This window comes from Methylosinus sp. sav-2 (assembly GCF_004366495.1).
GTDB lineage: Bacteria > Pseudomonadota > Alphaproteobacteria > Rhizobiales > Beijerinckiaceae > Methylosinus.
In genome coordinates, this window is the sequence record NZ_SOEJ01000008.1 from 127,843 (window position 1) to 140,162 (window position 12,320).

Consider the following 12,320-nt stretch of genomic DNA (forward strand, 5'->3'; position numbering starts at 1 on the left):
CGACAGAGCGCGGTCGTCCCTTCGCGGATCGTTCGCTCGTCGCCGGATCATTCGATATGGCCAGGTCGCGCGGCAAAAGAACTCTCTGGGAGCGTGCGACGATCGCGCGGCTCGCTGTTCTCGCGTCGATCCTGCAAGCCGTTCTGCTGCTGGCCGCCGTTGCCGGGAACGGCGCTTGCCGCTCTCATGACGCGCCGGCGAGCTTCGAAATCGCGAGCGCCGATTGCGGCGCGTCGGCGGCGGGCCAGCAGAGCCCGACGTCGCCGACCATGCCGCATGATCGGCAATGTTGCATCATCGGCTCCGCGGTCTCGCTTTCTGACGCCGTCGAAGCGTTCGTTTCGCTTTCGGCCGGGGCCGGCGAAACGGCCGTGATCGGCTTTTCCTGCGCCCCCGGAACTCTCGGTCCCGAGCCGGCGCGGCCCTGGTCGTCGCGCGCGCCTCCATCTCTTTGACCGATCGCTGATTTTCACTCTATTCGTCCAGGCGGGCGCATTGCGTCGATGACCTGTTCCTCGCCAATTCCTCGCCGGCCTCGGGCGCGCCCGGGCGCTTCGGCAATCGTCGGCCATCGTCCATGTCAGATGAGAAATCGAACCTCGTCGCTCGATTATTCGCGCGCAGCCAGCGCCAGCTCCTCGCCTATCTGTCGCGAAAAGTGGGACGCGATGACGCCTCCGACCTGCTTCAGGAGACCTTCGTGCGCGTGCTGCGGCACGGCCGCATCGATGCGCTGGCCGATCCGCCCTCGCTCCTGCAACGTATCGCGACCAATCTCGCCCGTGACCATGCCCGCCGACGGCGGACGGAGGCGAAATATCTGGCGGTCGGCGTCGACGCCGGAGAGGCCGTCGCGGTGGGCGAAAGGCCCGACTCTCGCCTCGAGGCCGAGGAGAGATGGCGTCTGCTGCAAGAGGCGGTCGAAGGCCTGCCGCCCCGCTGCCGCGACGTTTTTCTCCTTTATGTGCAGGAGGGGCTCGATCTCGGCGAGATCGCCGCTCGGCTCGGAATATCGCGCAATATGGCGCAAAAGCACATGCGCCTCGCCATGGCGCGCTGCTGGGCGGCGCTGGATTAGAGTGTTTTCGAGCGAAGCAGGAACCGGAACGGCTCTCGATTTTGCGCGGAGAGCGCCTCCCGTTTCGCGTTCTCGCGCGTGGTATGAAGCGCAGGCTCCCGCTCATCGGCGTCGGCCGCGCGCACAGCTCTGTGACGGATGACGCAATGTCCGAGAAGAAGCCCGCCGCCGCTCCACCCGACGTCCGCGACGCTGCGATAGGCTGGTGGCTGCGGCGGAACGAAGCGACATTCTCCAAGCGAGACGGGGCCGCTTTCGAGGCCTGGCTGGCCGAGGACGCCGCTCATCGCGCCGCTTTCGACAAGCTCGCAGCGCTCGGCGACTTCATGGCGCCGCGCTGGCCGGGCGTCGGACCTCTGCGCAAAGCGCGCCGCCGGCGGCGAAGAGCGGCGGCTGCTGCCACAGCGACGCTGCTTGCGCTCTTCGCCTATGACGAGATCGCGTTGCGCCTTCGGGCGGACTACGCGACCGGCCCCGGCGAGACGCGCCAGGCGACGCTGGAGGATGGTTCGCGCGTCGAGCTCGACGCCCGCAGCGCGCTGGCCGTGCGGTACAGCGCCGGACAAAGGCGCGTCGTCCTTCTCGACGGCGAGGCTTGGTTCGACGTCGCGCCCGATCCGGCGCGGCCTTTCGTCGTCGAGGCGGCCGGCGGAACGGCGACCGCGCTCGGCACGGCCTTCGATGTGGCGCTCGACGGCGGAAAGGCGCGCGTGACGGTGACGAGCCATCGGGTTCGCGTTTCGACCGGCCGCGGCGAGGTCGTCGTCGAGGAAGGGCAGCAGAGCGCCTATGACGAAGGCGGGGCGGCCGCGGCGCCGGAGCCGGCCGATATCGCTCGCGCCACCGCCTGGCGGCGCGGCAAGCTGATGTTCGAGAACCGTCCTATCGGCGAGGTCGTGCGCGCGCTCGGCCGCTATCATCGCGGCTTGGTCTATTTCGTCGACCCGGCGTTGAAGGCGCGGCGCGTGACCGGCGTGTTCAACGCCGATGATCCGATCGCCGCGCTGGACGAGATCGAGACGTCGCTCGGCCTCCATGCCGTGCATGTCACGCGATATCTGACGATCGTCTACGAATGAGCGCCGCGGCGCGCGAATTTTTTTGCGCGCCGACCTCCTCTTTGGCCTCTTGCCGCGTGGAGCGCTGACGAAGGGGGCGAAACACGACCCCTCATGACAAAGAGGCGGCGCAATGGCGGGGCAGAATTTTCGTAAAAAGTTCGGAGCAGGCGAGGCCGATATGAGCTCGACGCTGGCGATCGCGGCAATGGGCGCTTTGGCGCTGGGCTCGAGCGTCTCCGACTCGCCGGCGCAGGCCGCCATTTCTCCGCAGGAGCGCGCCGGCCTGGCGCAGAGCTATCGGATCGCCTCGGGTCCGCTGCCGGGCGCCTTGAACGCTTTCGCCGATCTCAATGGATTGCAGATTCTTTATGATTCCGAAGTCACCAGCCGGTTGAGGACGGTGGGGCTCGACGGTGATTTCGCGGTGGACGAAGGGCTCGATCGGCTGCTGTCGGGAACGGGATTGTCGTGGCGCTTCGCGGCCAAGGGCAAGACGGTGTCGATCATTCTGGCGCAGAACGATCGCGGAACGGCGACCGACGCCTCCGGCGCGGCGGCTTTGCCGCCGATCGATGTGGGGGCTGAGGCCAAGGAGCGGACGCGCGGGGCGCCGCAGGGGCCGGGCGACCGCTTCACCGGATATCGGCCGAGTCCGACTGCGGCGACGACGCTGAAGACCGATACGCCGATCATGCAGACGCCGATCTCCGTCCAGGTGGTGACGCGCCAGACGATGGACGATCAGCAGGCGATCAGCATGAGGGACGCCATCGTCTCGAATGTCAGCGGCGTGACGCTCTCACCGAATTTCTTCGACATTCTCAAGATTCGCGGCTTCTCCTCCTTCGGGAGCACATTCAAGAACGGCTTGCAGGACTATCGCGCCCGCAATTACGACACGACGAATCTGCAATCGATCGATGTGCTGAAAGGGCCGGCCGCTATGCTCTTCGGCCGCATGGAGCCCGGCGGAGTCATCGACATGGTCCTCAAGCGGCCGCTGGAGACGCCCTATTATTCGGTGGAGGAGCAGCTCGGCTCCTATGGGCTGACGCGAACCACGATCGACGCCACTGGCCCCATAACAAGCGACAAATCCATTCTCTATCGCGTCAACGGCGAATATTACCGCACAGATTCCTATCGCGATTACGTCACCGATAGAGCCGTTTTCATCGCGCCGACGGTCTCCTTTCATCCGATCGAGCAATTCCGGATGAATGTCGATTTCGAATATCAGAACAAGACCTGGGTGGATGATTATCCGATCTACCCCGCCGTGGCGGGCGGCCCGGCGAATCTTCCGCGCAGCCGCTACCTCTCGCCGGCCTTCCTCACGGTGAACATGCCGAACAATATCAGCAAGAGGCGCATCGCCTATGATTGGACCTATGATCTCTCGCCCGACTGGAGCGTGACCAATCGTCTGAGCTATGCGCTGACGAACAATCGGACCGACAATGGCTTTCCGCTCGGATTCAATCAGGCGACCGGCGTTCTCACGCGGTCTATGACGCTCAATCTCGGCTATGTGGACAAGGTCTTCTCGACCAATCTCGACGTGAAGGGAAAATTCGCCACCGGCCCGCTCCAGCATTCAATTCTGGTCGGCTTCGATCATTTCGACTTTTTCTCGCCGATGAGCGTCGGAGCGTCGTTGAGCGCCAGCGCGATCAATGTGTATGCTCCGAATTCTTGGCAGTTCGAGAATATTCTGGGCGCGTCGCAGTATACGATACAGGGCCAGAAATGGACCGGCGTCTACGCTCAGGACATGATCTCCTTCCTCGGCGACTCCGTGCATGTTCTGCTCGGCGGCCGTTACGATTGGGCGGAGACGGCGATCAGCCGATACCGGACTTCCCCCTATCTTGCCGCGTCTACCTATTGGGCGAGCTACGACAAGGGATTCAGCCCGCGCCTCGGCGTCGTCTATCAGCCGTTTTCATGGTTGTCGCTCTACGGCAATTTCACTCAGGCGCTGGGCGCAAATCAGGTCACCACGCAAGGCGTGACGCTGTCGCCGCAGAGAGGCGAGCAATATGAGGGCGGCCTCAAGGCCGAATTCTTCGACAAGGGTCTTTTGTTGACGATGGCCTATTTCGACATCACCAAGACGAATGTGCCGGTGACCGATCCGAGCAATGCGAACAACACGCTGCTGATCGGCAAGGCGCGCAGCCAGGGTTTCGAGATCGATCTGACCGGCCGCATCGACGACAATTGGAGCGTCATCGCCAATTATACGCATGACGATGTGCGGACGCTCGTCGGCACGGCCACCGATCCCGTCAGCGCCTATACGCGGCAGGTCGCGGTCAGCGGCGGCATTCTGCCGGGCAGCCCGCGCAACTACGGCAATCTGTGGGTCAAATACGACGCGGATGGCGATCTGCGCGGGCTGAGCGTCGCCGGCGGCGTCTCCGCGAGCTCGGATCAGCTGGGCGACACGGCGAACTCCTTCGTTCTGCCGAGCTATTCCATCTTCAACGGCATGATCGCCTATCGGACGAAGATCGAAGGTTTTAACGTCACCGCGCAGCTCAATGTGAAGAATATCGGCGATAGAACCTATTACCCTTCGGCGGCCAGCCGATACCTCATCCAAACCGGGACGCCCCGCACTTTTATGGGGTCGCTGCGGGTGGAATTCTGATCGGCGTGCGTCGCGGGACGGGAGATCTTGCGCTTGCCGCAAAAAATCTTTCGTCCCGACGTTCCTTTTTCGCCTCCTCGCGCGTCCTATAAGACAGGCGAGGCCCTCGGGAATTTTTGCGGCGGGCGGAACGCCCGGCCGAAAAGCGGAGGAAGTCGAGATGCGGATTTTACGAAACCTCGGATTTGCGGCCATGGCGGCCGGCTATTTTTGCGGCGTTTCCGGGCCTGTTCTCGCCGCCTCCAGCGAGACGAAGCCGGTGTCCATTTCCTTCGTGCTGATGGACGACGGCAAGGAGGTCGGCTGCGGCGCGCCGCTCGCCAATCTGGGGACGGGCCATCTGTCCGCCAAGCTCCATGAAGCGCGTCTCTACGTGTATGGCTTCAAGCTGGTCGACGCCAAGGGCAAGCGCACGCCGGTGGCGCTGGAGCAGAGCGAATGGCAATATGGCGATGTCGCTCTGCTCGATTTCAAAGATGCGCGCGGCGGCAATAGTCCATGCACGCCGGGCAATCCGGCCAAGAACACGACAATCGTCGGCAAAGCGCCGGCGGGCGCCTATGTGGGCCTCGAATTCTCGGTCGGCGCCCCGGTGGAGACGATCGTCGACGGCAAGCCCGTTTCGATCAATCATTCCAATGTCGAGACCGCGCCGGCGCCGCTCGATGTGGTCGGCATGGCGTGGAACTGGCAGGCCGGCCGCCGCTTCGTGACTTTCGAGTTCGATCCGGAGACGCCGGTCGTCAAGGCCGACGGCTCCAAGACGCGGACGTGGATGGTGCATATCGGCTCCACCGCCTGCAAGGGCAATCCGGCGACCGGCGAGATCGTCGCTTGCGCGCATGAGAACCGCTTCTCTGTGGCGCTCGACCGCTTCGATCCCAAGACGCAGCGCGTCGAGTTCGATTTGACCCGTCTGCTCGCAAATTCCGATATCGCCGCCGACAAGGGCGGGGCGATCGGCTGCATGAGCGCGCTCGACGACCCCGAATGTATTGCCGTTTTCGCCGCGCTCGGCCTCAATCTCGGCGACAGCGCCGCGGGCGCCGGCGACGCCGGCAAGCAGACCAAGCCCGGCCTCTCGCCGATTTTCAAGGTCGGCGCGACGACGCCGGCGAAAGTCGTGGGCGCAAAGCAATGAGCCGGGCCGCGCTCTTCGGAATAACGCTCACCGTCGCGGCGACTTGCGTCGCGACGGCAGAGCCGACGGAATGGAAATGGGAGCTTCCCAAATATGTTCCGCCGCCGCGCGTGCCTGCCGACAATCCCATGTCGGAGGAGAAGTTTCAGCTCGGACGGCGCTTGTTCTTCGACAAGCGCGTCTCCGGCAATGCGACCGTCTCCTGCTCCTCCTGTCATTTGCAGGAGCGCGCCTTCACCGACGGGCGCGTCGTCAGCGTCGGCTCCACGGGCGAGAAGACGCCGCGCAATGCGCCGTCGATCGTCAATTCCGGCTGGCATGCGACGCTCACCTGGGCCAATCCGGCGCTGGTGACGCTCGAGCGGCAGATGGAAAATCCGCTCTATGGCGAGCGGCCGATCGAGATGGGCGTCAATGACGCCAATAAGGCGGAGATCGTCGCGCGCTTCCGCAATGACGCGGATTATAAGAAATGGTTCGCCGCCGCTTTTCCGGAGAAAAAGCCGGCCGAGCAGATCTCCTTCGAGACGATCATCAAGGCGATCTCGGCTTTCCAGCGCGGCGTCGTTTCCTTCGACAGCCGTTACGATCAATATCTGCAAGGCAAGATCAAGCTGACCGAGGCGGAGCAGCGCGGGCACGATCTCTATTTCGGCGAGAAGGCGGAATGTCATCACTGCCATGGCAGCGTCAATCTCGACGATCAATTCGTGCACGCCAAGACGCGGGAGGCGGAGACGCCGTTCCACAATACGGGGCTCTACGACATCAACGGAAAGGGCGCCTATCCAGAGCCCAATCACGGCCTCTACGACATCACGCAAGACCCGGACGATATGGGCAAGTTCCGCGCGCCGGGACTGCGCAACATAGCGGTGACAGGGCCTTATATGCATGACGGAACGGTCGCGACGCTCGAGGAGGTCATCGATATCTATGCGCGCAGCGGGCGGAAGATCGCGAGCGGCCCCAACGCCGGCGACGGCGCGGCCAATCCGTTGAAGAGCCCGCTGATCGTGAAGGTCGATCTGACGCCGCAGGAGAAGGCCGATCTGCTCGCTTTTCTGAAGGCGTTGACCGACGAGACTCTGCTCACCTCGCCGCGCTTCGCCGATCCCTGGAAGACGCAGGCCGCGGGGAAATAGCTGCGCAGAGGGGCAATATTACGTATCCGGCTGTATGTATTGTGAGCGTATTGCTTCTATACGGATAGAAATTACATGTATCTACGTTATGTATTTTGCTTGCCTGAAGTTATTTCTATTATATATTCCTCGTTCATTGGCGTGTAAGGCGGTAGAGCAGGGCGCAATCTCCGACGACGAGGAGGCTCGTCTCGGAGAACGATGAGGGATTGCTCGTCGAGCGCTGCGTCCGACTGCCGGAAGCGCGTCGCATTCACCGAAACGTCCATAGCGACATTCACGCAAGCAGATTTCGACATGACAAATATTGCTCGAGATATGGATTCTAACGACGTCGACCCGGCGCGCGCCGCCGACGCTCGCGGGCTGATCGATGCGCTTCGACCCTGCTTGCCTCTTATGGCGCATCCGAGGGGACGGTCGCTGGCTCTGTCGATCGCGGCCGCGCGGCGTCGCGGCTCGGACCGGCGATGCACTGTGACCAATGTTTTCGACGCCGGCGACGCCTTCGGCCTCATGTGCCAAGTCGAGGTCGGCGGCGGCGCAGCTCCCGCGATCTTCGTGGCGCCCATCGCCGAGCTCGCATTCGGTCGGCATCCGATCGCGCGCGCGGTCGCCGATTATCGACGCCGCCGCGCGCGAGCGCATGTCGCCGCATCCTCGTGAGCGTCGTCCGCGGACGTCGCAACGGCGCATTTCGCGTCCTGCAGCTCGCTGCGCGTCATGACGCTCCCAGATCCGGCAGCGCGAGGCCGAATGTCGCGCCGCCGCCCGGGGTCTCGACGACGAAGACTCTGCCGCCTTGCTTTTCCGAAAGTTCCTTGACGATGGAGAGGCCGAGGCCGGCTCCGCGCGTCGTCTCGGTCCGGCGCCAGAAGGGCTCGAAGACCAGTTCCCGCTCGCTCGCCGCGACCCCTTCGCCATGGTCGGCGACCTCCAGGCTGGCGCCGGCGCGCACGCGAAGCTCGATCGTCCCGCCGACGGGTTCGGCGCGCAGGGCGTTATTGATGAGATTGGACAGCATGCATTCGAGCGCTTGCCGATTGGCGCGGACGACGACCGGCGTCGCCGGGGGATCGAAGGCGATCGCCCGGCCATTGTCGACGATCAATGGCAGATAGTCGGCGATCATATGGCGGGCGAGCGCGCCGAGATCTATGTCCTCGGCGACGAGGCTTCCACGCTCCGCTCCGCGGGCGAGAACCAGCAATTGCTCGACGATGGACTGCATGCGCCGAATGTCGCGGGCGAGATCGCCGAGAAAGCCCGGCTCGTTGGGCGCGTCGAGACGCGCGCGCAGAATCGCGATCGGCGTGAGCAGCTCATGCGCGGCATTGGCCGTGAAGCGCCGCTGCTGCTTGGCGCCGTCCTCGAGCCGCGCCAGAGCGGCGTTGAGCGCGCCGAGAAACGGCGCGATCTCCTTGGGCGCCTTGGAGCCGTCTATGCGCTGGTCGACCGATTTGAAATCGATGCTGGCGAGCTGGTCCTTCGCTTTGTAGAGCGGCGTCAGCCCGAAGCGCGTCATCAGCCAGGAGATGAGAATAGCCGACACGACGAAGGGCAGGAAAGGAATGATCTGCGTGCGATCCGCCAGCATGCGCATCACGGCGCCGAGATCGTCCCAATGCAGCGTGTAGCCATAGATCGCCACCCGATAGGGCGGCTTGGCCTCCCGCAAGACGCCGCGGGCGTCGGGATCGGGATCATTCGGAAGTCGGAAATAATTTCGGATGGCGATGATCCCGCCGCCGCTCGGCAAAACGCGCGCGAGCGCCTCCGATGAGCCGGCGAGCGCGGCGCCGTTGCGGCTGTCGATGATCGCGAAACGGAAATTGGGATTGCGGGCCTGATAGGCGCGCAGCGCCGGCGTCTCCTCTATATGGGCGGCGTCTTTCACCAGCGCGGCGTCGACCACCTCGATGGCCCGAAACTCCGCCCAATAATTGACGGAGTCGGTCACTGCGAGCCCCATGTAAGTGGCGAGGATCGCCGTGACCGGCCAAATGAGAAAATAGGTGAGCAGCTCGATCGCAGTGATGCCGAGCACGAAGCGCGTGAGCAGGGATGGGCTTCTCATTTCTCCTTGCGCTCCGTCAGCAGATAGCCGACGTCGCGCGCCGTGTGAATCTCGACGCCGGCGTCGAGATCGAGCAGCCGGCGTCGCAGGCGCGAAACCAGCATGCTGAGCGCGGTGGCCTGCACATCGTCCGCGAAACCGTAGATTTCCGCGAGCAGCCGGTCGCGCAGCACGGCGCGTCCGGCGTTGAGCAGCAGAATGTCCAGCAGAGCGCGCTCACGCTTGTGAAACAGAACCAGCGCGCCATCGACGCTGACGTCGCGCGTATCTGGATGAAAGACGATTCTGCCGACCGCGATCGGGGTCGCCGCCTCGCCGCCCGGCCGCCGCAGGCAGGCGCGCACGCGCGCGATCAGCTCATTGGCGTCGAAGGGCTTGGTCACATAATCATCGGCGCCGGCGTCGAGCCCTTCGATCCGATCCTCGACGGCGTTGCGCGCGGTCAGCATCACGATGCGGATCGACGGCTGCGCTCGACGAATCTTGGGCAATATGGAGATCGCGTCGCCGTCCGGAAGACGACGGTCGAGCAGCACCAGCGAATATTTGTGCTGCCGCAGCGCCTCCATCGTCTCGTCGAGCGAGCCGACGCGATCGGCAACGAAGCCCGAACGCGCGAGCTTCCCCGCGACGAGCTTCGCCATCTCCGGCTCGTCCTCCACCATCAGAACCCGCATCTTTCGGCGCCGCCTCGCGTCTATCGGGAGCGCGGATTATCGTGGCCAATTGTGGCGGTGGCAAGCGGACGCGAGCGTGACTGTTGCGCCGGCGCCACAGTCCGCGAAAAGCCATGGAGGCGGCGCTCACGTTACATTCGGGTTAAGTGGGGTCCTTAGAGCGCTGCTCCGAGGGTTGGAGGCTGGCGGGCCTCGCTCCCCTGTCGGACGTTACGACATCCACGCCGTCGAGAGAGCGGCGATCAAGGAGGCCACAAATGAATCGTCGTTTTTCCCTGCGATCGGTCAGCGCGCTCGCCCTCGTCGTGGCCGGCCTGCCCGGCGCCGCCGCGCAAGAGGCGCTGCCGCCCATCTCCATCGCTGCGGATGAGCGCCGCGCGGCCGCCGCAAAGACCGCCACGGATGTCGAGCAGACCACCGCCGGGCCGGTGCGCGGCTATCAGGCGCTGACCGCGCGCATCGCGCGCATGGCCACGCCGCTCAAGGAGCTGCCGCTTTCCGTCGTCGTCGTCCCACGCAAGCTGATCGACGACCAAAACGCCATCTCGCAGTCCGAACTCTTCCACAACATCTCCGGCCTCACGCCGCTCGATCCGCGCTTTCCCGGCGGGCTCGGCGTCAAGCTGCGCGGAATGGACGCGGAGCGCTATATCGACGGATTGCCGAATTACGGCTCGCTCGGCGAGCGCGATCTGCTCGTCAATGTCGAGCGGGTCGAGGTTTTGAAGGGTCCCGCAAATATATTGTTCCAAGGCGGGTCGAGCCCGATCGGAGGCGTCGTCAACATCGTGTCGAAGCTCCCCACACCGGATCGGTTCGCGGAAGTGGGCGTGCGCGCCGGCGGCTATCGCTTCGGCAGTCCTTATCTCGACATCAATCAGCCGCTCAATGACTCCAAGACGCTGCTGTTTCGCTTCGCCGGCCAGTTCGAGACCTCGCAATCGATTGTCGACACGATCCGCCGCCAGAGCTACACGCTCGATCCGACGCTGACCATCACCAATAACGCGGGAACCTCGCTCACGCTGCAAGGCCATATCGCGCGGCGCGAGCAGCAGGATTATCCCGGCCTGCCGGCCGTCGGCTCTGTCGATCGCTCATTCTATTCCATTCGCCGCTCGGCCTTCCTCGCCAACGCCGGCCTTCCCGTCACCTCCACGGAATCGCAGTCGGTGACGGCGCGCTTCGATCACGCCTTCGACGACACATTTTCCACTTTCACCACGGCGCGCTACTCGGTCACGAAAATTCACGAGCCGTCGCAGCTCCTCTTCGGCAATGAGCCGACCACGTACGACTTCGGTCCCTACGGCGTCTATGGCGGGCCGTCGCAATTCTATGTCGCGAACGACATTCTCGATCAGAAGCTGACCGAATTCTCGATCAGCTCCAATTTCGTCGCGAAATTCGACTATGGCCCGACCCGCAATCGTCTGCTCGTCGGCGGCGATTTCAATCGCGTCGTCGATCACGGAGTCATGGCGGGCAATAATGCGACAGACGCCGATCCCTTCTTCGGCTTCCCTCAGCTGATCGACTTTCGCGCGCCCTATTTTCCGGCCTTTCGGCTGCCGGTCGAAGGAGCGGCGGACACGGTGGTGTTCACGAAGATCGCAAATAGCTATCAGAACGCCGGCGCGAGCGTTCAATTGCAGTCGACGATCTTCGATCGCTTGCATTTCCTCGGCGCTCTGCGCGTCGCCACGGTCGATATCCATTTCACCGAAAATGCGGTCACGCCGCCGACTCATTATGACGCGAGCGCGACGCGCGTGCTGCCGCGCGTCGGCGCGACCTATGATGTGACCGACTGGCTCTCCGTCTATGGGAGCTATTCTGAAGGCTTGCGCGGGGTCAGCTATTTCTCGGGCGCCAATAATGCGCCGCCCAAGCCCGAAGGGTCGCGACAGCTCGAAGGCGGCGTGAAGCTCGACGGTCCGTTCGGCCTTTCGGGCACGCTCGCTTATTTCGATCTCACGCGCACCAATGTGCCGACCGCCGTGTCCGGCTCCCTCACTCAGAGGCAGACCGGCGAGCAGAACTCGCATGGATTCGAGGCCGACCTCGTCTGGCAGCCGACGCCAAATCTCTCTTTCCTCGGCAGCTACGCCCATATCGACGCCAAGGTCACGAGCGATGAGAACACGCAATATATGAACGCGCGCCTCGTCGGGACGCCCAGCGACTCCGGCCGTTTCTGGGGCCATTACGCCTTCGACGGCGCGCTGCAGGGCTGGTCCTTCGGCGCCGGCTTCTACGCCGCCTCATCCTCGCGCGTCGAACTCGGCCGCACCTGGACGACGCCGGGCTACATCACATTCGACGCCGATGTCGCCTACAAGCACGAGAATTTCACCTTCTCGATCGCCGCCAAAAATCTCGGCGATCGACGCTATTACGTCCAATATCCCTATCTCTCCGGGCGCGTCGCGCCGGGGGAGGGGCGCACATTCTTCGCCACCGTTTCCGTGAAAATGTAGGAGGG

9 protein-coding genes are annotated in these 12,320 nt (G+C 63.8%); 7 read left to right on the forward strand and 2 right to left on the reverse strand.

Annotated features, from left to right (window positions below; genetic code table 11):
- Positions 1-577 precede the first annotated feature (577 nt).
- From EDE12_RS14535 to EDE12_RS14560, 6 genes are all read left to right on the forward strand, one after another.
- On the forward strand, positions 578-1,078 hold the full coding sequence (locus EDE12_RS14535) for an RNA polymerase sigma factor (RefSeq protein ID WP_026598191.1): 501 nt from the start codon (positions 578-580) through the stop codon (positions 1,076-1,078).
- 83 nt (positions 1,079-1,161) lie between these two features.
- Entirely contained in the window at positions 1,162-2,157 is a 996-nt protein-coding gene (locus EDE12_RS14540; protein WP_348630682.1) for a FecR family protein, read from the forward strand.
- 112 nt (positions 2,158-2,269) lie between these two features.
- Complete coding sequence (locus tag EDE12_RS14545; protein ID WP_245275718.1) at positions 2,270-4,795, forward strand: TonB-dependent receptor; 2,526 nt, start codon at positions 2,270-2,272, stop codon at positions 4,793-4,795.
- A gap of 160 nt (positions 4,796-4,955) precedes the next feature.
- Positions 4,956-5,936, forward strand: coding sequence for an MbnP family copper-binding protein (locus EDE12_RS14550; protein ID WP_026598194.1), 981 nt, complete (start codon positions 4,956-4,958; stop codon positions 5,934-5,936).
- The gene (locus EDE12_RS14555) at positions 5,933-7,081 is read left to right on the forward strand and encodes a methanobactin export MATE transporter MbnM (RefSeq protein ID WP_026598195.1); all 1,149 of its coding nucleotides are present in this window, start codon (positions 5,933-5,935) and stop codon (positions 7,079-7,081) included. Before EDE12_RS14550 ends, EDE12_RS14555 begins: the two co-directional genes overlap by 4 nt.
- Before the next feature lie 477 nt (positions 7,082-7,558).
- Positions 7,559-7,747: a hypothetical protein gene (locus EDE12_RS14560; protein WP_134188137.1), complete on the forward strand. Its 189-nt coding sequence runs from the start codon at positions 7,559-7,561 to the stop codon at positions 7,745-7,747.
- 55 nt (positions 7,748-7,802) lie between these two features.
- Here the strand turns inward: EDE12_RS14560 and EDE12_RS14565 are convergent, their stop codons facing one another.
- The gene (locus tag EDE12_RS14565; RefSeq protein WP_026598196.1) at positions 7,803-9,158 is read right to left on the reverse strand and encodes a HAMP domain-containing sensor histidine kinase; all 1,356 of its coding nucleotides are present in this window, start codon (positions 9,156-9,158) and stop codon (positions 7,803-7,805) included.
- A complete protein-coding gene (locus EDE12_RS14570) occupies positions 9,155-9,835 on the reverse strand; it encodes a response regulator transcription factor (RefSeq protein ID WP_026598197.1) in 681 nt (226 codons plus the stop codon). The genes EDE12_RS14565 and EDE12_RS14570 overlap by 4 nt, the downstream gene beginning before the upstream one ends.
- 257 nt (positions 9,836-10,092) lie before the next feature.
- On the opposite strand from EDE12_RS14570, the gene EDE12_RS14575 reads away from it, so the two are divergent.
- Positions 10,093-12,315, forward strand: a complete 2,223-nt coding sequence (locus EDE12_RS14575; RefSeq protein WP_026598198.1) for a TonB-dependent receptor — start codon at positions 10,093-10,095, stop codon at positions 12,313-12,315.
- Positions 12,316-12,320 lie beyond the last annotated feature (5 nt).

What these genes read in the sequence shown, in the direction of transcription:
- EDE12_RS14550 (WP_026598194.1), top strand. Translation starts at nt 4,956, where the DNA reads ATGCGGATTTTACGAAACCTCGGATTTGCGGCCATGGCGGCCGGCTAT.
- EDE12_RS14575 (WP_026598198.1), top strand. Translation starts at nt 10,093, where the DNA reads ATGAATCGTCGTTTTTCCCTGCGATCGGTCAGCGCGCTCGCCCTCGTC.
- EDE12_RS14555 (WP_026598195.1), top strand. Translation starts at nt 5,933, where the DNA reads ATGAGCCGGGCCGCGCTCTTCGGAATAACGCTCACCGTCGCGGCGACT.
- EDE12_RS14540 (WP_348630682.1), top strand. Translation starts at nt 1,162, where the DNA reads ATGAAGCGCAGGCTCCCGCTCATCGGCGTCGGCCGCGCGCACAGCTCT.
- EDE12_RS14570 (WP_026598197.1), bottom strand. Translation starts at nt 9,835, where the DNA reads ATGCGGGTTCTGATGGTGGAGGACGAGCCGGAGATGGCGAAGCTCGTC.
- EDE12_RS14565 (WP_026598196.1), bottom strand. Translation starts at nt 9,158, where the DNA reads ATGAGAAGCCCATCCCTGCTCACGCGCTTCGTGCTCGGCATCACTGCG.
- EDE12_RS14535 (WP_026598191.1), top strand. Translation starts at nt 578, where the DNA reads ATGTCAGATGAGAAATCGAACCTCGTCGCTCGATTATTCGCGCGCAGC.
- EDE12_RS14545 (WP_245275718.1), top strand. Translation starts at nt 2,270, where the DNA reads ATGGCGGGGCAGAATTTTCGTAAAAAGTTCGGAGCAGGCGAGGCCGAT.